Here is a 24723-nt window from a genome sequence, read left to right on the forward strand (position 1 = left end):
ACACGTTCTACCGTGTGCGCCGTCAGGACCGGCCTTGGGGAGCCAGGAGGCGCCGTGCACCTCGACCACACGCCCGAGCAGCTGCGGCTGCGCACCGAACTGCGTGCCTACTTCGCCGAGTTGGTGCCGCACAACGCCTACGCCCGGCACATCGACCCGGTCGCCGCGAAGCGCTTCTACCGCAAGACGATCCGCCGCCTCGGCACGGACGGCTGGCTCGGCGTCGGCTGGCCCGAGGAGTACGGCGGCCGCGGCCTCACCCCGATCGAGCAGTTCGTCTTCTTCGACGAGGCCGCCCAGGCCGGTGTGCCGCTGCCCCTGATGGCGCTGAACACGGTCGGACCGACGATCATGCGCTACGGCACGGACGAGCAGAAGGCGTACTTCCTGCCGAAGATCCTCGCCGGGGAGATCGACTTCGCCATCGGCTACAGCGAACCCGACGCGGGCACCGACCTCGCCGCCCTCAAGACGCGCGCGGTGCGCGACGGCGACACCTACGTCGTCAACGGGCAGAAGATCTGGACCACCAACGGAGACACCGCCGACTGGGTGTGGCTCGCCGTGCGCACCGACCCCGAGGCCCCGCCGCACAAGGGCATCACCATGCTGCTCGTGCCGACCGGCGACCCCGGATACTCCTGCACGGTCATCCGCACCCTCGCCTCCCACGACACCACCGCCAGCTACTACGAGAACGTGCGAGTCCCCGTCTCCCGGCGCGTCGGCGCCGAGAACCAGGGCTGGCGGCTGATCACCAACCAGCTCAACCACGAGCGCGTGACCCTCGCCGCGCACGGCACGATGGCGATCCGCGCCCTGCACGACGTGCAGCGCTGGGCCACGGAGACCAAACTCGCCGACGGCCGTCGAGTGGTCGACCTGCCGTGGGTCCGCCGCCGGCTCGCACAGACCCATGTGAAGCTCGACGCGCTCAAGCTCCTCAACTGGCAGATGGTCGGCGCCCTCCAGAACGGCACCCTCACCCCGCAGGACGCCTCCGCCGTCAAGGTCTACGGCTCGGAGGCCCGCCGGGACGCGTACGCCTGGCTGATGGAGGTCGTCGCCGCGCCCGGAGCGCTCCAGGAGGGCTCGGCCGGCGCCGTGCTGCACGGCGAACTCGAACGCGGCTACCGCTCCGCCGTGATCTTCACCTTCGGCGGCGGCAACAACGAGATCCAGCGGGAGATCATCTCCTGGATCGGCCTGGGCATGCCACGGGTGCGGCGTTAGCCTCCTTGTGACGAGGCTTTTTAGTTGGCACAAAAGCGGCACAGTTGGCACCGTAGCGAGGTGCGGACCCGAGGGTAGCGGACCTGGCTTGCAGACTGTCTGAGGCGGCTGACCTGCTGCTTCTTCAGGGCTGGTGAGGTTCGGGCGTGCTGTGCGTTCGTGTCCCCTACTAGTGGCTTGTCACGCAGCCTTGGCCCGGTAATCGACCTGCCATTTGTCGGCCAGCAGACTGTCTCCAAGACCTGATCTTGGAGGTGGTCGTGGGACGTCGACCGAGTGTGTTCGTCCGGCCGGTGACCATGGAGGAGGGCCGGAAGCTGCAGCGGATCAGCCGGACCGCGAAGGACCCGGTGAAACTCCGCCGGGCGATTGTGGTGCTGATGTCCGCCCAGGGCCAAACGGTCAAGGACATCCCCACGCTGATGCAGGTCGGCGAGGACTACGTCCGCGATGTCATCCACGCCTTCAACGAGCAGGGATTCAGTGCACTGGACCCAAAATGGAGCGGGGGACGCCCCAAGACGACCAGTGACAAGGTGCGTGAGCACATCTGCCCGATCGCTCGGACGTCCCCCGCCGACTGGCAGATCACCGCCTTCTCCACCTGGAGCCTCGCCAAGCTCGCCCAGTGCCTGGTCAAGCAGAAGGTGGTGCCGACCATCAGCCGGGAAACCCTGCGCCGGATCCTGCGTGCCGGCAAGGTCTCCTGGAAGACCACCACCACCTGGAAGGCGTCGACCGACCCGGACTTCATTGCCAAGATGCACCGGGTCCTGGCGCTGTACGACACCCCGCCCGCCGAGGGGCGGGTGATATGCGTCGATGAGTTCGGACCGCTGAACCTGATGCCCCGCAAGGGCAAGGCGTGGGGGCCGGTAAGGCGTCCTCGCAGGCTGCGGGCCACCTACAACCGCTACGGCGGTGTGCGGCACATGCTTGCCGCCCTCGATCTGGCCACCGGCAGGCTGTACTACCGCATCCGCCCGCGCAAGCGGTGGCGGGAGTTCCTCGGCCTGCTCAAGGCCCTGCGCGCCCGCTGGCCCGGGGAGAAGCTGTATGTAGTGCTGGACAACTTCTCCCCGCACAAGCATGCGAAGGTCCGCGCTTGGACGGCCGACAACGACATCGAGCTGGTCTTCCTGCCGACCTATGGCTCCTGGCTGAACTGGATCGAGGCCGAGTTCGCGGCCCTGCGCTACTTCGCCCTCAACGGCACCGACCATCGCAGCCACGACGAGCAGAACGCGGCCATCGCCGCCTATGTCCGCTGGCGCAATGCCCGCGCCGAACCGAAGAGAGCCTTCGCGCCCGACTCACCGATTCGCTCCTGGACCGAATACCCGGTCAGAGCTGCCTGAGTGTTCTTGCTGTTGTCGCCGGGCCGCACGCACCAGGCGCGGGCCACCGGGAAAGACACGACGCGGCGCGATGACGGCGATTGCGCCGAGCGTCACGGCCAGCGGGATCTCCGCGATGACCGCAAAGGCCATTGCGGTGTACCAGTCACTCCCGGCAAGGGCGGTCATCACGTCGAACCAGGCATCGAGGGCGAACAGTGTGGCAGCTGCGGAAGCGACCGGAGCCAGATAGGCCGATCGGGTGCGCAGCAGGACAGCCGTCGCGAGCAGCCCGAGCACTTCCAGCACGTCGAGTCCGATCCAGGAACTGGACCAGTTGCGTACCTCGGCATGGCCGCGTGGGGCAGCTCCCATCTCGAAGATCCAGATGACAAGCACCACGGCGAGCACCACGAAGGCACGACCCAGCTGACGCGAGGATTTCTCACTGAACATCCGGGGATGACCCTTCCATCTCAAGGTATCTCGCGCCGAGTGTGCGTCCCGCGGCTTCCGGTTGTCCTCATCCCACAAGACGACACCAGACCTGAAGAAGTTCAGGGATCTCACTGCCAGCTACTCAGGGTTGGCGGGGGACACCGCCATGACCGGGCACCGCAGCTTGATCAGATATCCCGTCCAACATCCCAAGCCGTGCCACAGAGCGTCCTGTGGCTGATCTCGTGATCGCCGATTCGGACGTGTCGGGTGATGCCGAGGGCTTGGCCGGTTTTCCAGGCGGGTTGGCGCGGTCCGTTGAGCCGACCGGCATAGCGGTGGCCGAGGGCGGCGTACGCGGTCGCATGGGCGGTCCTGCATGTCACCGTGCGCGGGAAGCGCGTAGCGGCGTGGCAGGCGATGTCCTTGTTGAAGGCGACGTAGCGGCCGCGTCGTTTGGTGCTGGCGGCGAGCATCTCGAGGGTGGTGGTCTTGCCGGTACCGGCTCCCGCTTGCAGGGCGAGGTGGTGTCCTGCTCGGAAGGCGTCGAGGGCGTGAACCTGCTCGTCGGTTGGGGTGGACACAAAGGCTCCTCAAGAAGGGGCGGAGGCGCACGTGCCTCTTCGCCGGCAGTGGGTACGGCTCAGCAGAGTGCGCGCGGCGCAGAGCAGTAGTTCTTCCGGGGGGTGCTCGTCCAGCAGCTCTTCCAGTCGGCTTGTCAGATGGCGGGCACGCTCTTTTCCGTCCCGGATAACGGCATCGGTCACGACCTGGCTCAGGAAGTCCCGGGGCTGTTGACCGTGGGCTGCCGCAGCTTGGCGCACGGTGGTGTGGGCGGCGGGGCTGAGGTCGACGTTCAGCAGGACCCGGCCCTGCTGGTCCGGGTAGTGGGTGGTGAGAACGTCGATGGTCGGTACGGCATCGAGCCGGTGGCGTAGCGCCCGCAAGGCGCGGCCAGGAGTCTTGGCGCGCTGTAGGGCCAGCAGTCTGGTGCGACTGGTGTCGTTGGCCAGCTCCACGACACGACGGGCACGGGACAGCTCATCGTCAGTGGCGGGCCGGGTTAGGGCAGTGCTCGACCGGATGGCGGCATCCCTCGTCTCCTGGAGCGTGGCCCTTGCCTCAGGGGACCTGCGCTGGGAGTTGCTGCCGAAGGGCGATCAGTGTCAGCAGGCGGTCGGCCGATCGGGTGGTGGTGGGCGTCCCGAGGGCTGACGTGACCCGCCCGGTGCTTGCTCCGTTATGGGAGGTGTCGGTCGGCTGCAAACCGTTGCCCGTCCGCCCCGTCCTGAGTTGCTGCACCACGCCTGAGTGAGCTGCGTCGCAGGAGCGATTTTCTCAACTGCTCTGCCTGGTTGGGGAGGTGACGGGGTGGTGCCCGTTTCGTTCGTTGTCCACCTCGACCCTCGCCCGGTCGTCCCGTCGGAACCGGCAGCGCGTCTGGTTGCCGACCTCATGCTGGAACGGGACCGCCTCGATCCGGTGCAGCATCACCGAGCCGTCCTGGGACTCGCCGACCGGATCGACCAACGCCTCCGCGGCCAATGCCGGATCGTCGGCGGGCTCACCCTCACTGTGCGATACGCCGACCGCAGCTCCACTACACATACACGCGTACTGCCGGAACTCACCGACCACTCACCCACCCTCGTAGCGGCGGCCCTGGGTCTGCTGACCGGCCTCGGGCTGCAGCGAGCGCGAGTCTGCGCCTTCGTGATCCGCGCCGACGACCTGCTGTCGGCCGACAACGCCTGCCGTCAGCTCTCTTTGGCTCCCCGTGACGCTCGTGCCTGCAGCCGCAGCCGCAGCCGCAGCCGAAGCCGCCGCTGACCGCGCCCGCCGCTGCTGCGGGACGGAGGCCGCACGTCCAGACGCTCTGGCTGACCGCTGACACCGCGAACCACTGGACTCTGGCGAAAGCTGTGATGTGCGGCATGGGGGTTGGCTCCCGTCTTTCGGTCGTGGCGACATCGTCAGGAAGGTCTCCACGGAGGCGCAATACGCCTTCCGTGTCACGGAAGAGCGCCTGAAAGTCCCTGGTGAGAGCAGTGATACGAGGCGTCGTGTCGCTGCCCTCGGCAGTAGGGACAGCAGTCATGCCGTGTGCCTGCGCCGTCGGGCGTGTTGATTCGTGATCATTAAATTGCGAGGTATGTCCTTAACGGCGCTTCTGTGGCGTCTATTTGGCGGCATACGGCTGGCACAGCGGCAGAATTTGCATAGCTGCAGATCAAAGCTGGTCGTTGCCATGATGGAAGGGGGCCGGGGTCGAATCCGGGTCGAATCGCCTTCCATTCGCGCCGTTCGGTGGGTTGTTGCTTGTGAATAGCATGATCAGACGTCATTACGCCGGGGCTGCATGAGCGGCTGCAGAAACCAGGGCCGGGGTGATCACCGGCAGGTTCTTCGTCTGTTGGCGGTACACGTTTCACACTCCTCTGACCAGCCGAAACGTCCATGGCCGAGGTGGGCTGCAGAGCGCTGGCCCGTGTATGGTCCGGATCTTGGAGGAGGGCGAGACCTGACCGGAGCCTGCCCGTGGACAGGAGGTGGCTGGGATCCTGGCCGGCGTGAGGAAGCCGGTGACGTACTCGCCCTCGGGGGGCGTGCGCCTCTTACTGGCTCTAACAAAAGCAGTTTGATCATGTGACTGCTGGCTTGATCGTTCGTTGATGTGGGCATGGGGAAGCGTCAGTCGCGGCCGTGGATCGTGTCGGACGAACTGTGGTCGCTGATCGAGCCGTTGCTGCCCGAGCCACCACCGAAGCAGGTGGAAGGGCGGCCTCGGGTGCCCGACCGGCAGGCTCTGTGCGGGATCCTGTTCGTCCTGCACACCGGGATCCAGTGGGAGTACCTGCCCCAGGAGCTCGGCTTCGGCTCCGGGATGACCTGCTGGCGCCGCCTCGCTGCCTGGAACGAGGCCGGTGTCTGGGATCAGCTGCACCAGCTGCTGCTGAACAAGCTGCGGTCGAAGAGCCAGCTGGACTGGTCGCGGGCGGTGATCGACTCCTCCCACGTCCGGGCGGCCCGCCGGGGCCCAAAAGCGGGCCCAGCCCGGTCGACCGTGCACGACCGGGCAGCAAGCACCACGTCCTCACCGACGGTCAGGGCATCCCGCTCGCGGTGTCGCTGACCGGCGGCAACCGCAACGACGTCACCCAACTCCTGCCCCTGCTGGACAAGATCCCGGCCGTCGCGGGAGCCGTCGGCCGGCCGCGCAGGCGGCCCGACATGCTCTTCGCGGACCGCGGCTACGACCACGACAAGTACCGCCGGCTCCTGCGGCAACGCGGGATCCGGCCTGCGATCGCAGAACGCGGCCAGCCGCACGGCACCGGCCTGGGCACGTCGAGCGGACGATCTCCTGGCTGCATGGCTTTCGCCGCCTGCGGATCCGGTGGGACGACGCGACGACATCCACGAGGCCTTCCTCGGACTCGCCGTCTGCCTGATCACCCACGGACACGTCCAAAGGCTTTGTTAGGGCCAGTTAGCGGCGCTGCAATTGAGACACCCTTCCGGTGAACACGCGTACCGGGTGGGGCGCGGACTGGATGCGGCGGTCCCCGCCCCGAGGTTGGTCAGCCGGGCCGAAGAGGTGCTGCACAACCCCAGGAGATTACCTGCCTGACGTGCGGCCGGGTGAGTCGATCACTCGGCCCAGACTTCAGTTGGCGGTCGGGGAACCTAGCGGCTGATCGAGTCTGGTGGAGTCTGCGCGGTGCACCCTCAGCACCAAACCTACGCCTGCTCAACCTGGTCGACCCCGAGCGACTGCTGTACGGCAGCGACTACTGCTGGACCCCGGCCTCGTTGCGGAAATCCACGCCACCACGTTCGCCGACACCCCACCCCCCCCCCGGGGACGGCACCACCTGGCAGTCCCTGACCACCGCCAACGCCCACTGCCTGCTGCCCCGCCTGGCCAGTTGAGCACTCAGCATCGCTCAGTAGCGTCCCAGCAACCGCGCAGAGCCGATCAACGCCCGCGTCCGCAACGGTTACTGGCGGTCCGTTCAGGGAGCTGCTTCGGGGTATGTACTGGTCATCGGCAATTCACATCACGGTGCTGTGGCCGATGCGGCCTGCGGCGGTTCATCGGCCACAGCACCGTGGGTGCTGCCGCGGCCGGTGGACTCAGGCCTTCGCACCGCTCAGGCGGCCTGCTCTGATCAAGCGCTTGGGGAGTTGACGGGCCGTAGGCCATGGAGCATGGCGTCGACGATCTGCTCGGCCAGTCCGTCCGGGAGGTCGGGGTCGGGGTCGACGAACGAGCGGACGAGCAGAGGAGCGACGAACATTTCGATAGCCAGTTCCAGGTCGATGTCCGTACGAAGTTCCCCGTTCGTCCGGCCTCGACGGAGGATCGCCAGTCCGAGGTCACGCCGGGGAGTGATCACGCCGGCATGGTAGGCCGCCCAGATCTTCGGGCTGCTCCTCGTCTGGACGTGCGCGTTGTGCAGGATCGCCAACAAGCGGCTGCCCAGGCTGCGTTGGCGCAGCGACTCCAGGAGAACGACGAGGTCGTCCCGCATCGAGGTGCCCGGGAGTTCGGGTACGGCGGACTCGACAGCGCGTCTGACGTCGACGAACAGATCCTCCTTGTCGCTCCAGCGGCGGTAGATGGCCGATTTGCCGACGCCAGCGGTGCGGGCGACGCGCCGAGAGATCACCCAGTGGAACACCGTCCTCCAGGAGGGCCATTACTCCCTCCAGGATGGCCTGTTCCACGGCTTCGCTGCGCGGGCGACCGCGCATGGATCCGTTCGACGGCGGACGGCTCTCGGCGCGGGTCATGGCTTTCCGTCCGCTCAACCTGTCCATGTCTCTTTCTCACATCGACGCCGCGGAGCCGACAGCTGCATCCGCTGGACAGCCAGGGCTGCAGGGCTAGTTCAAGGAGGGCCTGTCAATAGCGAGGGCATCGGGGTTCAGTTCCTCGACCAAACGGTAGAGCAGACGGTGAATGCTGTCCTTGTCGTCCGGGGAGAGTGGTGAGGTCGTCTCCCGTTCGATCCGCCGGGCGATCGAAGCGGCACGAGCGGCGGTCGCGTCTCCCTCGGCGGTCGCGAGCAGTTGCATGCTGCGGCGGCTGGTCGGGTGCGGCTCACGTCGTAGTAGTCCTCGCTCGACGAGCTGACTCACTGCGGCTCCCATGGACTGGGCCGTGATGCCCGAACGGCGCGCGATCTCGGCGGCGGACACCCCCGGCGTCCAGAGGACCTGCTGCAGAGCGTTGTGCTGCGCCAGCGTGAGGTCTTCCGCGCGCAGTGCCCGCTCCAGCCGTCCGGCGATGATCTGGGAGAACTGCCAGGCGAGGTATCCGGTGGTGGGGAACGCGGCGTCGGTCACGGCCGCAGTCTACGAGAGCGAGGTGTGCTGCTCGCCGGGACGTTACCGGACAACCCGGCTGCGTCTCTCTGCCATGGACCAACACCGCTCCCGTTCCCCACGGACCGTGCCCGGGAATGGGGCAGGGCGGGAGCCGGGTCAGTCGACGGCTGCGCGGCGGGGTCCGCGGGCATCAAGCCAGAAGAGCATCACGGCGGCGACGAGGATCCACGCCACCAGGACGACGATCCCCGTGGTCAGACCGTCGTTGTTGAAGTGGGACAAGCCCTGGACGGCCCGTACGCCGACTCCCACCGGGAGGACCTCCGAGAGCGGATGCAGCCAGCCCGGCAGGTAGGCGGCGGGCAGCGTGCCACCGCTCGTGCTGTTGCCGAAGGTCAGCAGGACCACGGCGGCCAGCGACATCCCGGCTCGGCCGAAGACACGCATGAACGTCATGGTCGCACTGCCGACGGCCGCGGCCATCAGCGCGATGATCCCCGCGATGCCCAGGAAGGGACCGGGCAGTGCCGCGAAGCCGAGGCTCCCGGCCATCGCCGCCACGAGGACGCCGCTGAGGACGCTGAAGGAGGCCAGACTGGCCAATCTCCACCGGTACTCCAGTCGCGGAGCCATCTGGTAGGTCATCATGCCGAACAGGAATCCGGCCAGCACGACGCCGAACCCGGCGTAGAACACCGACATACCGCGGGTGTCGCCCGCGGAGGCCGGCACGACGTCGCGCACGGTCAACCGGTCACTGTTCGCCTTGGCGACACCGGAGAAGGCGCCAGTGACCGTCGAGGTCACCGAAGGGCCGTTGGCTCCCGCATACAGCAGCGTGGCGGACTTCCCGGAGCCGGTGACATAGGCGGCGTACACCTTGCGGTCCTGCAGCGCGCGGCGGGCCGCATTCTCGTCGGCGTAGCGCTTCACCTCGAAACCGTCGGACAGCCCGAGCTCCAGCCCTCCAGTGACCTGTTCGAGCCGTTGGGTCGTCCCGACGACGGCGACTGGAAGGTCGTGCGGCCGGGGGGCGTGGAAGGCGGCCAGAAACACGCTGACGAAGATCGAGCCGATGACCAGCACGATCGCGACCGGTAGCAAAACTCCCTTCACTCCGGTGGCCCCTTGGGGCGCCGGAGCGGTGTCCATCGCGTGGTGATGGGGCGCATGGCGCGCCTCGGCGGAAGGGGTGGGTGATGTGGACATGGGGGAGGGCTCTCCGTCTCTTATTACAAGGTGCCTTATAGTTGTATCATAGAAATATCAGGTACCTTACTGTCGGAGCCGCTCATGAGCCGCACACACGCAGATCCGTCCACACGCATGGGCTACCTGGCGTGGCAGATGGTCCACGTGATGGGAACGCGGCTCGAGAGAGCGTTGCGTTCGCTCGACCTCACGGCGGCGCAGCACAACGCGTTGCAGCACGTCAGCTGGACGCCGGGAACCTCCGCGGCGGAGATCGCGCGCAGGACCGGCTTCACGCCCCAGTCCATGGGGGCCGCTGTCAACGCACTGGTGGAACGCGGCCTTGTGGCTCGCCACGATCACCCCTCGAACCGTAGAACCGTCCAGCTGACCATCACCGACGGCGGCGCGAAGCTCGCCGATCTGGCGCGGGAGGTGGTGGAACGACTTGACCGAGAAGCGCTGGTGGCCCTGGCCCCCGCCGAGCGGGCAGTCATTCACTCCCTGCTGCTCCGCGTGCTTGCCGAGCTCAATCCCGATGCCCTGCCACCGTTGGACCTGCGTGGTGCGGGCTCCGGCGCGGCGTGATCGTCCGGAAGAGCTGGCGCGCCGAGTCGGCATCCGGGCGAGGGGCAGACGACGCCACTCCTACTGCTCCAGCACCGCATAGTCGTACGAGACGCTGTTCCCGTTGGCCTTGGTCACGGACACTATGATCTGCTGCCGCTTCCCGTTCTCGGACATCACAGTGCACTCGACCGAGTCGAGCTGCCGCGCCTTGAGACCTCCGGCGCAGCTCACGGATTTCGGCTTCTCCTGGACGAGCGGCAGGGAGTAGTTCTCGCGGACCTGCTTCTCGACCTCCGTACGGCTCACGGCCCCGGTGGAACCGACGGTGCTGGTCGACTCCGTGCTCAGCAGTCGCGGTACGGCCACGAAAGCGAATCCGCCCACGGCCACGACGGTGGCGGTCACCAGGGACACAGCGACGTATTTCATGTTTCTCTCCTGCGATGCGCTTGCTGCGGTGAGGCTGTCACCAGGAGAGTGGCGCGCCGGACGGTGGCTGCGCTTCGGCCGGTCGGCCGACAGTGTGCGGCCGGGGTCGGCCCGCAGGCCGATTTACGGGTCAGGCGGGCGCCAGCTGGCGGTGGCGTACCGGAGTGCCGGTCCGGTACGAGGCGGATGACGACGTCCGCACCAGGGGCGGGGCGGTGCACGTTCGTCAGCGCTTCCTGCACCACGCGGTGGCCGGGCGCTCCACCCGCCGGGCGGTCCGGGGGAGCAGCAGCGGGTCGGCCCGCAGGCCGACGCCGACCGCACCGGACCGGCCCGGCGGCCGAGGACGGGAGCGGGCGTCCGGCGGGATCGTCGACGGCATGCAGATCCTCACCGTTCTCCAAGTGGCCTGGCGACGTTCGCCGGGCTGTGCCTCGTCCTGTGCGCCCTCGTCACCGTCGAGGCCGCACGATGAACTCGTACCGCACGACCGCCACCCACCCCGTCCTGGTGGGCGCCGGTCTGAAGAAGTCCTACGGTCTGACCCGCGCCCTGGCCGGTGTCGACGTGTCCGTCGCGGCGGGCGAGTCGCTGGCGATCATGGGTCCGTCCGGCTCGGGCAAGTCCACCCTGCTGCACTGCCTCGCCGGCATCGAACGCCCCGACGAGGGCCAGGTAATGCTCGCCGGCCACGTTCTCGTCGGCGGGCAGTTCCGGCAGCAGCTGGCCGGACTGGAAGACGAAGCCGAAGCGGGTCCGGCGCAGCTCGCTGCGGTGCGGCTCGCCTGCCGTTGATGCTCGGCGGCATGCCTCGCCGCCAGGCGGTCCAGAGGGCACGGGAGTGGTTCCCGCCGCTGGGCCTGGCGGGCATGGAGGAGCGGCGGCCCGGACAGCTGTCCGGCGGGCAGGCGCAGCGTGGCCCCCGTCCCGCCCGGCATGCCCCGCTTCCCCAAACCGGGTGAGGTGTGGGTCTCCCCGGCCCTCGCCGACCTCCTCCACCGCCTTCCCACCGATCGGCATCCCGTCCCCGGCACCGCGGCGGGAACCCTCGGCCGCGCGGCGCTGGCCCGCCCCGGCGAACTGGTCGCGGTCGTCGGCCACGAGCCGACCGCCGCCGCCGTCACCGCCCCGCGCGAAGACGACGGGAGCCGCCCCGGCGACATCGTCACCCCCACGCGGGTCGCCGACTTCACCGGACGGTCCCTGGCCTTCGGCATCGGCGGCCAGTACGTGGCTCTGTCGAACATCGCCACCATCCTCGTCGTTGTACCGCTGTTGGTCCTGGGAGCCTCCTCCGCCCGTCTGTCGGTCTCCCGCCGTGACCAGCGCCTCGCCGCACTGCGGCTCATCGGCGCCACCCCGGGGCGGATCGCCGGGATGATCACCGCCGAGGCGGCCCTCACCGGCGCGGCGGGCGCAGTGCTGGGCACCATCGGATATGGACTGCTCCTGCCGGCCGCCGCGCGGGTGTCCGTGGCGGGCGGCTCCTGGTACGCGGCCGACCTGTGGGTGGGGCTCCCGGTGCTGCTCGCCGTGCTCGCCGGTGTCGTCGCCATGGTGGTCGTCAGCGCGCTCGTCGGGCTGCGCCAGGTCGTCGTCGGCCCGCTGGGCGTGGCGCGCCGCTCCAAGCCACCCCGCATGAGCTTCCTGCGCGCCCTGGCCTTCGTCGCGGTGATCCTGGGCTACTACTTGTTCACCAAGCAGCACAAGAGCGAGATCAACGGTGTCCTGGCGTTCTTCGCCGTGGTCTTCCTCGCCCTGTCCGTGATCGGCCCGTGGGTGGTCGGCGTCCTCGGGCGGATCATCTGCGCACTTGCCCGGAAGCCGGCGACCCTGCTGGCCGGCCGCCGCCTGCTGGACGATCCCAAGAGCGGCTGGCGTACGGTCTCCGGGCTCACCCTCGCCGGGTTCGTGGCCGGGTTCTTCGCTCTTTTCGGGGCCTCCGGCATCTCGCCGATGGGACATCCTGACACCCTCGCGGTGGCCGTTCCCAAGGCTCGGGTGGCCGTGGTCCAACAGGAGGAGCGGCACCGCCTGGAACACGCTGGGATCACCGCCACCGTCGGCACGAGCACCGACTGGGTCGCCCCGGGGGCGAGGAAACCGTGCAGGTCGTAGCCACCGTGCCTGGCGGCACCGAGAAGCTGGACCGCGCCCGCACCGCGCTGACGTCCCTCGTACCCGGCCAGTACCCGGTCACCGGAACCGACGTCTTCTGGCAGGGTGACTTGTTCTCAAAGGACTTCTCCGCCGCCACCCGGGTCATCCTCGGCGTCTCCTTCATCACCGCGATCGCCTCCGCGGGCATCACCGCGGCCGCCTCCGTCCTGGACCGCCGCCGCACCTACGGCCTGCTCCGCCTCGCGGGTACACCGCTACGGACCCTGGACGCGGCCCGCCGCAAGGAGACCCTCCTCCCCGTGGCCGTCCGCGCCGGCGGAGCCGCCCTGACCGGCATCTTCACCGCCTCCCCGCTCACCCTCGGTAGCGGCACATCTGTCGACATCGGCGGCATAGCCCTGCTCGTCCTGTGCTTCGGCGTCGGCGTCGGGGGAGTGCTGGCGGCCGGCGCGCTCAGCCGCCCGCTGCTGAGGTCGGTCACGGAGCAGTCGGGCCCACGCCCCGAGTAGCAGGCCACCGCCGTAGCCACATCCCGCGTCAGGACAACGCCCCGCCGATCAGCAAAGGTGACAACAACCCATGCCTGCCGTCATTTTCGCGATCCTCGCCGGGCTGGCCTTCCTGCTCTTCCTGGCCCGGACGCGGCAAGACCCCCGCCGCTTCGGCAACGCCGTCCTGCTCGGACTGTCCCTCGTCCTGCTGACCGTGGCGCTGCTCGCCCAAGTGGCAGCCGGCAGCGCGCCCGCACCACTCCTCGCGGCGGTGACCCTCGCCTTCGCGCTGTTGGCTCTGGGGGTGCTGGCCCTCGCGTTGTTCCTGATCGCGAACGGGGTGACGATGGTCCGCAAGGAGGGCCGACGCCCCGCCAACCTGCTCTCCGGGCTGGCGGGGCTGGCCGTCCTCGGCTGCGTCACGCTCACCGTGACGGCCGCCGACGTCGACTCGGCGCCGTTGCGGCGCGTCGCCGGAGCGGTCCTCCTCGTGGCCGGCTACGTCTCGTACGTCTTCCTGTCTTTCCTCGCCTACGCCTTCCTCTACGCACGGCTGAAGGTCCGTCACGACGTGGACTTCGTCGTCGTCCTCGGATCCGGTCTGATCGGCGGCTCCCGGGTGCCGCCCCTGCTGGCGAGCAGACTGGAGCGGGCGCGCGCGGTGTACGAGGCGCAGGCGGCGCGGGGTACGCCGCCCGTGCTGGTCACCTCCGGCGGCCAGGGCCCCGACGAGGACCTGCCCGAGGCGGAGGCGATGGCCGACCACCTCATCGCCCGTGGCGTCCGGGAGCGGCATGTCGTACGGGAGGACCGCTCGCGCAGCACGGAGGAGAATCTGCGCTTCAGCGAGGTGCTCATGCGGGAACGCGAGCCGGACCACCGGTGTGTGGTCGTCACCAACAACTTCCACGTCTTCCGCGCCGCCCTGACGGCCCGGCGCACCGGCGTGAACGGCCAGGTCATCGGCTCGCCCACCGCCGCCTACTTCTGGCCCAGCGCGACCATCCGCTACCGGGCGGTCAACCTCGGCTCGTGCGTGCTGCTCGCCCTGATGGGATTCCTTCTCCCCTCCTGAGACTGAGTTCCCGTCCTTGAACCGCGCTGCGCGGGACCGAGTTCGGGCCCGCCTCGGCACGGCCTCGGAACCGTCTCCTCGGCCGGGCTCGTAGATCGGCTCGGGGGCCCAGGCCGATCGGCCGGACCAACGGAGGTGGTTCTTGGCGCCGCGAAACTCGGTCAATCGGCCGTGCTTGACGCCTGGGTGGCCGAGCTACCAGGCATACGCTTCCGGAGCCACGTCGCCGGGACCCGGCCAGATCTCGTCGAGCTCGAGAAGGATCTTTGGGGACAGGGTCAGGTGCGCGGCCCGGAGTGTCTCGTGCAGCTGCTCGGGGGGTGCGCGGCCCGACGATGGTGGTCGCGACCGCCGGGTTGTGCAACAGCCAGGCGAGGGTCCGTTGGCCGCTCGCCGAGGTCCGCGCACAGGGCTTCGTACCGTTCGAGCTGTGGCCGGTGCTGCTCGACAGCAGCCAGGAAGTCGGGGGACGAGCGTCGACCGCTGTCGGCTTTCTGCAGGGTGCCGCCGAGCAGGCCACCGCCCAGCGGGCTCGACGGGATCAGGCCGAGGCCGTAGTGGCGCAGTGCGGGGATCAGTTCGAGTTCGACCGTGCGCGCGTGGAATGCGGCGACTCCACCAGGATCTGCGGGGCCACGACCTGGTCCGCCGAGAACTCATTGCGGCAGGACTCGACGAACGTGTGCGACTCCCCCCCGCCGCCAGAAGAACCTTCGTGCGCAGGTTAACGAGCCGAATTGACCGCCTGGTCGGCCGCTTCGCAAGGAAGGCCGTTCATCCCTCGCGCATAGAATCCGTTTCATGGCCAAGAACCGCCCCGTGAAGCGGACCCGCAGCGTACCCGCCGGCGAACACAGCTCCGGCGGGCAAGCCGAGTCGGCAAGGGGCAGCGAGGCTGCGGAACCGTTCCGGTGGCTGAACGAGGAGGAACTCCACGCCTGGATGGCCCTGGTCGGCATGGTGACCAAGCTGCCCGCGGCAATGGATCGGCAGCTCCAGCGCGACGCCGGGCTCACACACTTCGAGTACCAGGTCCTCGTAGGCCTGTCCCGGGCCCCCGAGCGCACGCTGCGCATGAGCGAGCTGGCCGACTTCACCGCGGGTCAGTTGCCGCGCCTGTCCCAGGTCGCGACCCGTATGGAGAGGCGCGGCTGGCTCACCCGCCGCCCCGATCCCACCGACGGCCGTTACACCCTGGCCGGCCTGACCGACGCAGGGATGGCGAAGCTCGAAGCCAGCGCCCCGGAGCACGTCACCACGGTCCGCCACCTCGTCTTCGACAGCCTCTCGCCCGCACAGGTGCGTCAGATGACCCAGATTGCGCGGCGCATCGCCCAGGCAGCGGGCAGCGCCGATTTCCACTGAGCCTTAAGGCCGTGACGTCTCGTTTCAGGCACGAGACATGACTTCACGCGTGAAGTACATCACTCGCGACATCAGTTGCGCCATGAAGTGACGCGGATATAACTTCATGCATGAAGTGACTGGGAGGGGTGCGGTGGCCAACGCCATCGCCCGTCCTCCGCACCAGGCATCCAGGGTCGCGGGCAACAACCAGCCCGTCGGCGCGGACAGGACGCCCAAGAAGATCCCGAGATGCGTAAGAACGTTCCCTATAAGAACGCAGGAGTAAAGCCATGACAGAAGAGTCCGGCAACACCCTGGCCACGAGACGTGGAATGCTCGGGATGGCGGGGGCGGTGGCGGGCGGAGTGGCGTTGAGCCAGATGCTCGCCGACAGCGCCTCGGCCGTCACGGGCAGCATGGGATCGACCGCGACGCGGACGATCAGCCTGGCCCAGGCTCAGCGGCTCACCGAGGCCGCCATCCGCTACGTGCGGGACCACACAAATCTTCCACCCATGTATGTGCTGGTCGTCGACTCCGCCGGGGAGACAAAGGCATCCCTGCGCATGGACAACAACAGCCCGGCGGCAGCCGCGTTGGTACCCCACAAAGCACACACCGCGCGCACCTACCGGGCCGCCACCGCCGACCTGGCCACCAACATCAAGGACCCGGCCCAGATCGCTTCCCACGTCGCCAGTGGCGCCAGCCTGCTCGCCGGCGGCCGACCGATCTTCGAGAGCGGCCAGTTCATCGGCGCCCTCGCGGTCGGCGGAGGCACCCCGGTCCAGGACGATGAGGTCGCCCGCGCTGCGCTGAGCGCACTCTGACCCTTCCCGCCCGCCGCCGGACGGCGGCCGGGAAGACTTGGAAGCGCTCTGCAACCCACCGTGGGGCCAGTTGCCCTTGACCACACAGCGGGCCAAGCGCAGCAGGCGTCCGATCTTGGTCAGGGGTGCGTTACGGGGGATCACGAGGGCCTTTCAGTTCGGTGCAGACGTCGCAATCCACACCGAACCGGAAGGCCCTCACCTGTTCCGCCCTTCAGTCGTGATCGCTGCCAACTGTTGTAGACCGCGTGTCGGGAAGTGACTTTGACAGCCCATCGAGCTCATGGAGCAACCATGCTGCAGTTCGAAAACCTCGACGAGTCCACCGATTTCCTCGACCAGCAGGCGGAGGAGACCGGTCCGGTCACCATCATCAACCCGTTCGTCGCCCCGGAAGGCAAGGAGACCGAGGTGGTGGCCGCTTGGACCGACGACGCGGAGTACATGAAGAAGTCGGGGGCTTCCTCTCGGTGCAGCTGTACCGCGGCATCGGCGGCAGCCGGCTGTTCACCAACGTCGCGGTCCGGAAATCCACCGAGCACCTCCGTGCCGCGTTCGCCAACCCGGAGTTCGCCTCCCACCTGGCGGGCTACTCCGCCGGCACCGTCGCCTACCCGCACCTGCACCAGAAGTTCGCTGTCGAGGGCATCTGCGAAGGCGAATGACGACCGCTACCCGAGGCAAGGCCGCCGTTCGCCACGCACACGACGTCTGGCGACGTGCAATCCCTTGGCGGTGGAGGATTCGCGCCGATGACGCCGAACGGTCCCCCTGCCCGACCAGCCGGTGCTAGAACTGCTCGGCCTGGTCCGTGAAGAGAAAACGCGGCGGCAGGACGTACACGAGGACGCATGAGACTGTCACCTACATCGCCAGCCAGGCAGCCCGCCTGGTCGGCGATGTAGGTGATCCCATTGGACGGCCGGACAATGCAGGACGCAATCGCTGCCTGGAGCGCCCACGGGTCGGCAGCCCCAGGGCACGGCGGGACATCGACGTCCTTCTCAACTCCGCCTGCTGAAGGGCGATTCGACGCGTGCGAGGGGTGTACTCAAGCGGACGTGCCCGGTGTCGGACCAAGGTGTCCGTACTGTGATCAGCTCACCGCCCGAACCGGCCGAGCAATGGGGCACTCCGGTGCACTGGAATGAAACAGGTAGCTGGACAGCCCGGAACTCCTGGTCGCCGCTGCGACAGCCCGGTCATCTGCCGACGGCACAGGCTATGCGGCGCCCCATTCGTGGGCGAGGGCGGCCGCCTCCCCACGGGAGCTGACGCCCAGTTTGCCGAGGATCCTCGCCACGTGGAACTTCACCGTCGACTCGCTGATGTGCAGATCCTGCGCGATGTCCCGGTTGCGCCGGCCGCGGGCCAGCTGTCCCAGCACTTGCAGCTCCCGCGCGCCGAGCGCGGTCAGCGGATCCTGACGGGGTGTGCTGGGCGAGGCGAGCGGGATCTCGAAGATCACCGTCGTGCCCCAGCCTGGCACCGCGTCCAAGTCGACCCGCCCACCGAGCGGTGCAAGACGCTCGTTGACCCGGCGGGCGTCGAGGGCGCTGCGGGACAGGGTCCCGGGTCCGTTGTCTCGTACGGTGGCGCGCAGTTCGTCGGTACCGACCTTCCACCCGACATGGACGCGGTGCTCTCCGTCACCTCCCGGACCGTGGCCCTGGTCGTCCAGTGACGCGTGCACGGTGGCCCGGACCACGGCAAGCACCGTGTCGGTGACATCGGCGGGCAGCAAGCGGTCCGCGCCTTCCTCCACGCCGGGCGGGCCCAGCTCCAGCCGTACGTTGCGTGCGCGCAGGATTCGGCGCAGCGACACGGCGAGCCGCTCAAAGGCGTCCCCGGCCCGCTCCTCCGCCAGCGACTGGTCGAGTTCAGCCCGTGACCGCAGGTCAGCGAGGGCCGAAACGGCGACGTCGACGGCGCGCGTACGGGCGTTCGTGTCGTCCAGGGCGCGGTCGCGCAGGACGCCGAGCAGAGCGGTCAGCACGCCCCCGTGCGCGTCGCGGAGTTCGGCGATGGCTGCGGCCCGTGCCGCCGCCGCGGCTCGCGACGCGGCCAGCGACCCCGGGAGCGCCTCGGTCCGCAGACCGTCCCGGTGCGCGGCCACCAGGTCCCACAACAACTGGGCGGGCGTCAAATGCTCCTCCGGTACCGGGGTGTCCTCGGTCCGTACGACGACCAGCAGCGCGCTCTGCCCGGTGATGTCGCTGGTCAGGGCCAGCACGGGCACGTCGACACCCGCCACCCGCGCCCGCCCCTGCCAGCTTCCCCTCGCCGGCAGCAGCGGCCGCAGCGCGGCCAGGTCGGCGGCGGTGACGATGGAGCCGGGTCGGCCGGGGGACTCACCGTGGGTCAGGAACGGCGAGTACGCGCAGTTGCCGGAGAGCTGGGCGATCGTCCGGTGCGGAACAGCCTCCGCCAGGACGGCGGACAGGCGCAGCAGGGTCTCGGATAGCGGCGCCTGGATCAACTCGACTGCGGCCATCAGGTTCATGCCCGCCAGCGTAAGCATCCGGCCCTCCCATCGAATCGTCCTTTCGGCTAGTTCGAACCGTCCGAAAAGACAGCGACAGCCGAGCCGCCCAGCCGGAGGCTGGGGATGTTGTCCACGACCGGCTGCCGCAACGGCGGCCTGAGGCACACGAACGACGGGAAGTGACAGGCGTGAAGGCGATCTCGTACGAGGAGTACGGCGGTCCGGAGGTTCTGCGGCTGGCGGAGGTGACGGAGCCGCACGCCGGCCCCGGGCAGGTGCGGATGAGGATCGTGGCCGCCGCCGTCAACCCCATCGACTTCAAGATTCGTCACGGCTGGGTCCAGGAGATGATGGGCCCCGTGTCCTTTCCCGCCGTCCCAGGCATGGAAGCGGCCGGCATCATCGACGAGGTGGGAGAGGGCGTCACCGGTGTCTCGGTCGGAGACGAGGTGATGGCCTGGACCGAGACCGGCTCCTACGCCGAGTACGCCCTGGCCTCGGACTTCGCGCCCAAGCCGGCCGGCCTCGACTGGGAGATGGCCGCCGCGCTGCCCGTGGCCGTCGAGACCTCCGACCGTGCGCTGGGTGAGCTCGCGGTGGGCCAGGGCGACACGCTGCTGATCCACGGAGCCGCGAGCGTGGTCGGCTCCGTCGGCGTCCAGCTCGCCGTGGCCCGCGGTGCCACAGTGATCGGTACGGCGTCCGAAGCCAACCACGACTACCTGCGCTCTCTCGGCGCGATCCCCGTGGTGTACGGCGACGGCCTCGCCGACCGGGTCCGCGCCGTCGCTCCGCAGGGCGTCGACGCCGTCTACGACGTCGCCGGCATCGACGCGCTGGATGTCTCCATGGAGCTGCGCGGCGGCACCACCGACCGCATCGTCACCATCTCCGATCCCCGGGCCTTCGAGCTGGGCATCACCTTCTCCGGCGACAACCGACGGTTCGGGCCAGAGCTCACCGAGTATGCCCGCCTCGCCGCCGACGGCCGACTGAGCGTACGCGTCGACCGAAGCTTCCCGCTCGCCGACGCCGCCCAGGCGCACGGGCTGAGCGAGACCGGCCGGGCGCGCGGCAAGGTGCTCCTGCGCCCGTAGCATAGGGAGGGCCGTGGAGAGAAACGGCGTCACCCTCCCGCGAACTCGTTGAAATCCTTCTCAATGTCGGTGTGCCCGTTCGCGTCGACGCCATCGGTACCGTCGGCGTCGGACGGGACGCCGGGGGTCAACCATTGCCCGCGCCCGCGTGTATGGGATGCCGTCGCGGTCCGTTCCGGGCGGCGGGATGGCCACCGGGCAGGGTAGCGAAGCCGCCGAGCCAACTGTTCGGCCGAGGCTCCCCAGAGCATGGGCCATGTCCAGCAGACTTCCGCCGTCGTTGACCTGGCCGGGCATGGAGTCGCACAGGCTCGCGAAGAACTCGAAGATCCCGATCGCCGCGTTCACGTCCCCATTGCGCGCCTGGAAAAAGGGTCTTAATCCCGCGGCTCGGTGTAGCGAGCCGCGGGTGTCGGGTGGTTGCCGCCCGTGACAAAAGCGGCCTCTGCGGAGAGCAAGGCGTCCAGGGCTGAGTCCTGACCCTCCAGACCGGGGGCACAGACGGTCTCACCCAGGCGCAGCCCGGCCAGGCTGGCCGCTGCCACGTCCTCGGGCGACATCGCCCAGGGGATGCTGCGGCCGGCGCCACTGTTCCACTCTGTTGCCACAACGCCGGGGCAGACCACCTGGACGCGAACCGGGGTGTCGGCGAGCTCACCGGCGAGGGTGCGCGTGAAGCCCAAGGTGGCGGCCTTCGCGGCGACGTACAGGGTGCGCCGGGGTGCTCGCGAATCAGTCAGGCCCGCACTGAAGGCGAGGAGCGAGGCGACAGTGACGATCACGCCTTCGCCTGCCGCGAGCATTCCGGGAAGCGCGGCGTGGACCAGCCGAATGGGGGCGACAGCGTTGAGGGTGAGCAGGCGGTCGATGTCGGCAGGGTCGACGTCGGCGAGCGGGGCGTAGCCGCCGGCGCCGGCATTGCTGATCAGCATGCGCACGTCCCCGGCGGCGAGCCGGTCGGTGACAGCGGCGATGCCGTCCTGAGTCATGAGGTCGGCGGGCAGCACCTCGACTGCTGCTCCATGGGATCGGAGTTCCTCGGCCAGGTCGGCGAGCCGGTCGGCCCGTCGCGCCACCAGGACGAGGTCGTGGTCGTCTGCCAGGAGACGGGCGTAGGCGGCGCCGATGCCGGAGGAGGCGCCAGTGATCAGAGCAATGGTGCGATTCATAGGACCAGCATTCCTCAATCGCTAGGGGAGTGTCAAACGCTTGACAGTTCTTAAGTGTCGTATCCTTCTCGCGTGATACGAAATGACGAGGAGCCCGTCGGGCTCGGCGCGCTCGACCGGGTGACATGGGCGTTGCGCCGCGCAGAGCTGGCGGTGCAGAGCCTCAAGGAGCAGCGGCTGCGACCGCTGGGCATGGTGGCGGCGCACTACACGCTCCTGATCTCCGTGCACGACGAGCCGGGGCTGACCGGCGCCGAACTCGCCCGCCGCCTCAACGTAACTCCACAGGCCATCGCCTCACTGGTGGCGCGCCTGGAGAGCCGCGGGCAACTGGAGAGACGTGAGCATCCGCGCCACCGGCACATTCAGGAGCTGCACCTCACCGACGCCGGTCGGGAGGCGTTGCGTGCGGCCGACGCAGTGATCGCCGACATCGAGCGGCAGGTCACCGATGGTCTCGGCTCGGAGACAGCGCAGCTGCGAGCGCTGCTCGACCAAGTGGCCGAGACGGTTCGCAAGGTCTCAGCCCGCAGTACCGTCGACTGAGCGGCAACCCCGAAGCAGTGGCCTCCCGGGTGGCCCCCTGTGAGGACCGACGCCATCCGGCCCGCCGACCGTACCCACACCACGAGGATCGCGCGGCAGATGCGCGGACGCGTCGGAGATCAGCCGCTCGGCCAAATCAAGAATAATTCATACACTTGAGAACAATCAAGTACTTGCCAAGTCCCCAGGTGCCGTATTCTCACCGGGTGACAAAGGATGACGACCGGCCGATCCCTGCCGAGCACTTGACCCGAGTGACCTGGGCCCTGCGGCGGGCGGAGTGGGCTGTCCAGGCCCGGAAGGACCAGCGGCTACGACCGCTGGGCATCGCGGCCGCGCAGTACACCCTGCTGATCTCCGTCCACACCGATCCCGGCCTGACCGGCGCGGAACTGGCCCGCCGCCTGAACGTCACCCCGCAAGCAGTGGCCTCCCAGGTGGCCCGCCTGGAGGAGCGGGGTCAACTGGAACGCCGACCGCACCCGCGCCACCGCCACGTGCAGGAACTGCACCTCACCGACGCCGGCCGCGACTCCCTGCGGGATGCCGAGGCCGTGATCGTGGACATCGAACTGCGGATCGCCGAGAAGCTCGGTCCGAAGAAAGCCGCACAGTTGAGGGCACTCCTCGACGAGGTGGCCGAAGTGGTCCGGGAGGCGTGAGGCGGTGGGCTCGCCGACCCGCTCCCCTGTGATCAACGTGGCTTCACAGGCGATAGGTGCCTCGTGAGCCGGCTGTTGGTCGGCAGTCATGCAGCGCATTCCCATGCCGCCGTCGACGGCGGCATGCCGCGCGCCTCGTCGCCAGGCTGGCTGGTGCACCGCTACGCGGATGGAGCCTCGTCGGCCGCGCCCCCCCGCAGCCGGTCTGCGCTCTTCACCGAAAGGCCACCGACGTGGTCACGTCGACACGGGCCACAGCCAGCGGCTGCGCCTCCGGGACATGGCCACGTGGTGACCCTCGCGGGGCAACGCGTGACCCCGGTTGCAGCGGTCACACCCTCAACCCGCTCGTACGCCTTCAGGCGTAAGGACAGGCGGGAGCATCTGGCCGAAGCCGAGGATCGGCACCAAGGGATGGTGAAGCCGTGATCGGACCGGCATCGCTGAAACGGGTCACCGGCACTCACCCACGTCTGGTGGATGCCACCCTCGCCACTCTCGTGGGCTGTATCGGGCTGCTGCCCCAACTGTTCGGACAGTGGCCCGACGGCATCCGGCCGTCCGGCGCCGACGCCGTCGCCGCGGTGGCCGCCTTCATGCTTCTGCTGGCCCGTCGCCAAGCACCGCTGCCCGTCCTGGCGCTGGCAGTGCTCGGGGAGGTGGCCTTCACCGTCCTCGCGTCGTATCCGTCGCGGGCACTGAAGCTCGCCGCGTTGATCGCGGTCTACACCGTAGCCCGAACAGTCCGTCGGCGGACCGCCTTGTTCGTCACCTTGGGCACGGCCCTCGCCCTGTACGCCGTCATGACGTGGGCGGCGGATTCGGCCTCCAGCCCGGAGGCCGACGCTGTGTTCGCCTGGACCGGGATGTTCGCCGCCGTCGGGGGCACCGTGCGCACCTGGCACGACTACGTCGCCGCAATGAAGGAACGAGCGCTGCGGGCGGAGGAGAGCAAGGAAGAAGAGGCCCGCCGCCGGGTCGCCGAAGAGCGGCTGCGCATCGCAAGGGAACTCCATGACGTGATCGCCCACCACATCGCCCTGATCACCATTCAGGCAGGAGTCGCCGGCCGCTTCCTTCGGGGCCGGCCGGATCAGGCCGAGGTGGCGCTCGGTCACATCCGTGAGGCCGGCCGCACAGTCCTGGACGAACTGGGCCCGCTGCTGCACGTACTACGGCAATCCGGCGACGAGACGGACGAGACGGAGCTGACCGAACCCGTGCCCGGCCTGTCCCGACTCGGAGGGCTCCTCGAATCGCTGGCCGCCGCCGGGCTGAATGTCCGCCACCGGCAGGCCGGCCATCCGCTCCCCCTGCCGACCGCCATCGATCTGACTGCCTACCGCGTCATCCAGGAAGGGCTGACCAACGCTCACAAGCACGGCGCGACCGCCGAGGCGGACCTGCTCGTCGACTACAGGCCCGGCGAACTGCGCGTTCGGATCACCAACCCTCTGCACTCCGGCCCGTACCCCGCGTCGGCGGCGATGGGCACCGGGCATGGGCTGACGGGCATGCGTGAGCGTGTCCAGGCGGTCGGCGGCAGCCTCAATGCCGAAGCGGACACCGACGGTTGTTTTCGCCTCGCGGTGCGGCTGCCGCTGCCTGCGGCCGGACCACCGGCCGACAACCGCACGTCAGATCGGTCCGGCACGGACCTGCCCGCGAACACCGCCGAGGGGAGGCAGGGATGACCATCCGCGTTCTGCTCGCCGACGACCAGGCCCTCGTCCGCACCTGCTTCCACATGCTCATCGAGTCGGAGCCGGACCTGGAAGTCGTCGGAGAGGCCGCGACGGGCGAAGAGGCGGTCATACTGGCCCGCAGCACCCGAGCCGACGTTGTGCTGATGGACATCCGGATGCCCGACATGGACGGCCTCGCCGCCACCCGCGCCATCTCGGCGGACAAAGACCTCACGGGCGTACGGGTGCTGATCCTGACGACCTTCGAAGCCGACGAGCACGTCTTCCAGGCGCTACGTGCCGGAGCCAGCGGATTCCTGGGAAAGAGCGTGGAGCTCTCCTACCTCCTCGACGCCATCCGGCTGGTCGCCCGGGGAGATGCGCTGTTGTCACCCAGGGCGACCCGGGCACTCATCGCCCACTACCTCACCACACCCGACCGGACGAGCGCTCCGGCCCCGGAGTTGAACACCCTGACCGACCGCGAGCGTCAAGTGCTCGATTTCGTGGCCGCGGGTCTCTCCAACGACGCCATCGCCGAACAGCTCCACATTTCGCCCGCGACAGCCAAGACCCACGTGAACCGCATCATGGCCAAGCTCGGCGTCCGCGACCGCGCCCAACTCGTGGTGATCGCCTACCAGACCGGCCGCGCCCGCCCCGGTGCTTGATCGGCCGCTGAC

The 24723-nt window shown here is 68.8% G+C and carries 24 protein-coding genes and 4 pseudogenes; 18 read left to right on the top strand and 10 right to left on the bottom strand.

Annotated elements, in window-relative coordinates; genetic code table 11:
• Window positions 1-54: 54 nt before the first annotated feature.
• Together ACIPFH_RS16565 and ACIPFH_RS16570 are read left to right on the top strand one after the other, a co-directional pair.
• A complete protein-coding gene (locus ACIPFH_RS16565; protein ID WP_356253807.1) occupies window positions 55-1233 on the top strand; it encodes an acyl-CoA dehydrogenase family protein in 1179 nt (392 codons plus the stop codon).
• Window positions 1234-1493: 260 nt separating this feature from the next.
• Complete coding sequence (locus ACIPFH_RS16570; RefSeq protein WP_401827179.1) at window positions 1494-2591, top strand: IS630 family transposase; 1098 nt, start codon at window positions 1494-1496, stop codon at window positions 2589-2591.
• On the opposite strand, the gene ACIPFH_RS16575 is transcribed toward ACIPFH_RS16570, so the two are convergent.
• The 3 genes and pseudogenes from ACIPFH_RS16575 to ACIPFH_RS16585 all read right to left on the bottom strand — a co-directional run bounded on the left by ACIPFH_RS16575 (window position 2547) and on the right by ACIPFH_RS16585 (window position 4027).
• A complete protein-coding gene (locus tag ACIPFH_RS16575) occupies window positions 2547-3026 on the bottom strand; it encodes a hypothetical protein (RefSeq protein ID WP_401827180.1) in 480 nt (159 codons plus the stop codon). The genes ACIPFH_RS16570 and ACIPFH_RS16575 overlap by 45 nt on opposite strands.
• Window positions 3027-3232: 206 nt before the next feature.
• Window positions 3233-3592 (bottom strand): annotated as a pseudogene (locus ACIPFH_RS16580) (DNA helicase); the annotation flags it as partial.
• Between the two features lie 9 nt (window positions 3593-3601).
• A complete protein-coding gene (locus ACIPFH_RS16585) occupies window positions 3602-4027 on the bottom strand; it encodes a hypothetical protein (protein WP_401827181.1) in 426 nt (141 codons plus the stop codon).
• Window positions 4028-4382: 355 nt separating this feature from the next.
• Between ACIPFH_RS16585 and ACIPFH_RS16590 the strand changes: the two genes are divergently transcribed.
• Together ACIPFH_RS16590 and ACIPFH_RS16595 are read left to right on the top strand one after the other, a co-directional pair.
• Window positions 4383-4838 (top strand): hypothetical protein, encoded by a 456-nt coding sequence (locus ACIPFH_RS16590; RefSeq protein WP_401827182.1) that lies wholly within the window; start codon window positions 4383-4385, stop codon window positions 4836-4838.
• A gap of 850 nt (window positions 4839-5688) precedes the next feature.
• A pseudogene (locus ACIPFH_RS16595) lies at window positions 5689-6492 on the top strand (IS5 family transposase).
• Between the two features lie 688 nt (window positions 6493-7180).
• Here the strand turns inward: ACIPFH_RS16595 and ACIPFH_RS16600 are convergent.
• From ACIPFH_RS16600 to ACIPFH_RS16610, 3 genes and pseudogenes are all read right to left on the bottom strand, one after another.
• Window positions 7181-7805, bottom strand: a pseudogene (locus ACIPFH_RS16600) (TetR/AcrR family transcriptional regulator).
• 93 nt (window positions 7806-7898) lie between these two features.
• Complete coding sequence (locus ACIPFH_RS16605) at window positions 7899-8360, bottom strand: MarR family winged helix-turn-helix transcriptional regulator (RefSeq protein WP_401827183.1); 462 nt, start codon at window positions 8358-8360, stop codon at window positions 7899-7901.
• 138 nt (window positions 8361-8498) lie between these two features.
• Window positions 8499-9551, bottom strand: a complete 1053-nt coding sequence (locus tag ACIPFH_RS16610) for an ABC transporter permease (RefSeq protein ID WP_401827184.1) — start codon at window positions 9549-9551, stop codon at window positions 8499-8501.
• A gap of 84 nt (window positions 9552-9635) precedes the next feature.
• Between ACIPFH_RS16610 and ACIPFH_RS16615 the strand changes: the two genes are divergently transcribed.
• Window positions 9636-10121, top strand: a complete 486-nt coding sequence (locus ACIPFH_RS16615; RefSeq protein WP_401827185.1) for a MarR family winged helix-turn-helix transcriptional regulator — start codon at window positions 9636-9638, stop codon at window positions 10119-10121.
• 60 nt (window positions 10122-10181) lie between these two features.
• Here ACIPFH_RS16615 and ACIPFH_RS16620 read toward each other — a convergent pair whose 3' ends face one another.
• Window positions 10182-10532: a DUF4333 domain-containing protein gene (locus ACIPFH_RS16620; protein WP_401827186.1), complete on the bottom strand. Its 351-nt coding sequence runs from the start codon at window positions 10530-10532 to the stop codon at window positions 10182-10184.
• A gap of 226 nt (window positions 10533-10758) precedes the next feature.
• Complete coding sequence (locus ACIPFH_RS16625) at window positions 10759-10914, bottom strand: hypothetical protein (protein WP_401827187.1); 156 nt, start codon at window positions 10912-10914, stop codon at window positions 10759-10761.
• An 89-nt stretch (window positions 10915-11003) separates the two neighbouring features.
• Here ACIPFH_RS16625 and ACIPFH_RS16630 point away from each other — a divergent pair.
• From ACIPFH_RS16630 to ACIPFH_RS16665, 8 genes and pseudogenes are all read left to right on the top strand, one after another.
• Window positions 11004-11449 (top strand): annotated as a pseudogene (locus ACIPFH_RS16630) (ATP-binding cassette domain-containing protein); the annotation flags it as partial.
• A 19-nt stretch (window positions 11450-11468) separates the two neighbouring features.
• Complete coding sequence (locus ACIPFH_RS16635) at window positions 11469-12650, top strand: FtsX-like permease family protein (protein ID WP_401827189.1); 1182 nt, start codon at window positions 11469-11471, stop codon at window positions 12648-12650.
• Complete coding sequence (locus ACIPFH_RS16640; RefSeq protein WP_401827190.1) at window positions 12638-13162, top strand: hypothetical protein; 525 nt, start codon at window positions 12638-12640, stop codon at window positions 13160-13162. The genes ACIPFH_RS16635 and ACIPFH_RS16640 overlap by 13 nt, the downstream gene beginning before the upstream one ends.
• A 70-nt stretch (window positions 13163-13232) precedes the next feature.
• Window positions 13233-14219 (top strand): YdcF family protein, encoded by a 987-nt coding sequence (locus ACIPFH_RS16645; protein WP_401827192.1) that lies wholly within the window; start codon window positions 13233-13235, stop codon window positions 14217-14219.
• Window positions 14220-14554: 335 nt separating this feature from the next.
• Entirely contained in the window at window positions 14555-14947 is a 393-nt protein-coding gene (locus tag ACIPFH_RS16650) for a hypothetical protein (RefSeq protein ID WP_401827194.1), read from the top strand.
• 73 nt (window positions 14948-15020) lie between these two features.
• Window positions 15021-15584 (top strand): MarR family winged helix-turn-helix transcriptional regulator, encoded by a 564-nt coding sequence (locus ACIPFH_RS16655; protein WP_401827195.1) that lies wholly within the window; start codon window positions 15021-15023, stop codon window positions 15582-15584.
• Between the two features lie 272 nt (window positions 15585-15856).
• Complete coding sequence (locus tag ACIPFH_RS16660; RefSeq protein ID WP_401827196.1) at window positions 15857-16396, top strand: heme-binding protein; 540 nt, start codon at window positions 15857-15859, stop codon at window positions 16394-16396.
• 422 nt (window positions 16397-16818) lie between these two features.
• Window positions 16819-17061, top strand: a complete 243-nt coding sequence (locus ACIPFH_RS16665; RefSeq protein ID WP_401827197.1) for an antibiotic biosynthesis monooxygenase family protein — start codon at window positions 16819-16821, stop codon at window positions 17059-17061.
• 557 nt (window positions 17062-17618) lie between these two features.
• Here the strand turns inward: ACIPFH_RS16665 and ACIPFH_RS16670 are convergent.
• The gene (locus ACIPFH_RS16670; RefSeq protein ID WP_401827199.1) at window positions 17619-18899 is read right to left on the bottom strand and encodes a LuxR C-terminal-related transcriptional regulator; all 1281 of its coding nucleotides are present in this window, start codon (window positions 18897-18899) and stop codon (window positions 17619-17621) included.
• Between the two features lie 170 nt (window positions 18900-19069).
• Between ACIPFH_RS16670 and ACIPFH_RS16675 the strand changes: the two genes are divergently transcribed.
• Window positions 19070-19978, top strand: a complete 909-nt coding sequence (locus ACIPFH_RS16675; protein ID WP_401827201.1) for an NADP-dependent oxidoreductase — start codon at window positions 19070-19072, stop codon at window positions 19976-19978.
• Window positions 19979-20355: 377 nt separating this feature from the next.
• Here the strand turns inward: ACIPFH_RS16675 and ACIPFH_RS16680 are convergent, their stop codons facing one another.
• Window positions 20356-21147 (bottom strand): SDR family NAD(P)-dependent oxidoreductase, encoded by a 792-nt coding sequence (locus ACIPFH_RS16680; protein ID WP_401827203.1) that lies wholly within the window; start codon window positions 21145-21147, stop codon window positions 20356-20358.
• A 72-nt stretch (window positions 21148-21219) separates the two neighbouring features.
• Here ACIPFH_RS16680 and ACIPFH_RS16685 point away from each other — a divergent pair, with 72 nt between their 5' ends.
• The 4 genes from ACIPFH_RS16685 to ACIPFH_RS16700 all read left to right on the top strand — a co-directional run bounded on the left by ACIPFH_RS16685 (window position 21220) and on the right by ACIPFH_RS16700 (window position 24711).
• Complete coding sequence (locus tag ACIPFH_RS16685) at window positions 21220-21693, top strand: MarR family winged helix-turn-helix transcriptional regulator (RefSeq protein ID WP_401827204.1); 474 nt, start codon at window positions 21220-21222, stop codon at window positions 21691-21693.
• A 206-nt stretch (window positions 21694-21899) separates the two neighbouring features.
• Window positions 21900-22355 (top strand): MarR family winged helix-turn-helix transcriptional regulator, encoded by a 456-nt coding sequence (locus ACIPFH_RS16690; protein ID WP_401827206.1) that lies wholly within the window; start codon window positions 21900-21902, stop codon window positions 22353-22355.
• 425 nt (window positions 22356-22780) lie between these two features.
• On the top strand, window positions 22781-24049 hold the full coding sequence (locus ACIPFH_RS16695) for a sensor histidine kinase (RefSeq protein WP_401827208.1): 1269 nt from the start codon (window positions 22781-22783) through the stop codon (window positions 24047-24049).
• On the top strand, window positions 24046-24711 hold the full coding sequence (locus tag ACIPFH_RS16700) for a response regulator (protein WP_401827209.1): 666 nt from the start codon (window positions 24046-24048) through the stop codon (window positions 24709-24711). The genes ACIPFH_RS16695 and ACIPFH_RS16700 overlap by 4 nt, the downstream gene beginning before the upstream one ends.
• Window positions 24712-24723: the final 12 nt, after the last annotated feature.

The organism is Streptomyces sp. NPDC088157, from assembly GCF_044741545.1.
Taxonomy (GTDB): Bacteria; Actinomycetota; Actinomycetes; order Streptomycetales; family Streptomycetaceae; genus Streptomyces.

Coding starts and splice junctions, on each gene's coding strand:
- ACIPFH_RS16680 (WP_401827203.1), bottom strand. CDS start 21,147: ATGAATCGCACCATTGCTCTGATCACTGGCGCCTCCTCCGGCATCGGC.
- ACIPFH_RS16670 (WP_401827199.1), bottom strand. CDS start 18,899: ATGAACCTGATGGCCGCAGTCGAGTTGATCCAGGCGCCGCTATCCGAG.
- ACIPFH_RS16575 (WP_401827180.1), bottom strand. CDS start 3,026: ATGTTCAGTGAGAAATCCTCGCGTCAGCTGGGTCGTGCCTTCGTGGTG.
- ACIPFH_RS16615 (WP_401827185.1), top strand. CDS start 9,636: ATGAGCCGCACACACGCAGATCCGTCCACACGCATGGGCTACCTGGCG.
- ACIPFH_RS16635 (WP_401827189.1), top strand. CDS start 11,469: ATGCCCCGCTTCCCCAAACCGGGTGAGGTGTGGGTCTCCCCGGCCCTC.
- ACIPFH_RS16645 (WP_401827192.1), top strand. CDS start 13,233: ATGCCTGCCGTCATTTTCGCGATCCTCGCCGGGCTGGCCTTCCTGCTC.
- ACIPFH_RS16610 (WP_401827184.1), bottom strand. CDS start 9,551: ATGTCCACATCACCCACCCCTTCCGCCGAGGCGCGCCATGCGCCCCAT.
- ACIPFH_RS16655 (WP_401827195.1), top strand. CDS start 15,021: ATGGCCAAGAACCGCCCCGTGAAGCGGACCCGCAGCGTACCCGCCGGC.
- ACIPFH_RS16660 (WP_401827196.1), top strand. CDS start 15,857: ATGACAGAAGAGTCCGGCAACACCCTGGCCACGAGACGTGGAATGCTC.
- ACIPFH_RS16650 (WP_401827194.1), top strand. CDS start 14,555: ATGGTGGTCGCGACCGCCGGGTTGTGCAACAGCCAGGCGAGGGTCCGT.
- ACIPFH_RS16700 (WP_401827209.1), top strand. CDS start 24,046: ATGACCATCCGCGTTCTGCTCGCCGACGACCAGGCCCTCGTCCGCACC.
- ACIPFH_RS16620 (WP_401827186.1), bottom strand. CDS start 10,532: ATGAAATACGTCGCTGTGTCCCTGGTGACCGCCACCGTCGTGGCCGTG.
- ACIPFH_RS16625 (WP_401827187.1), bottom strand. CDS start 10,914: ATGCCGTCGACGATCCCGCCGGACGCCCGCTCCCGTCCTCGGCCGCCG.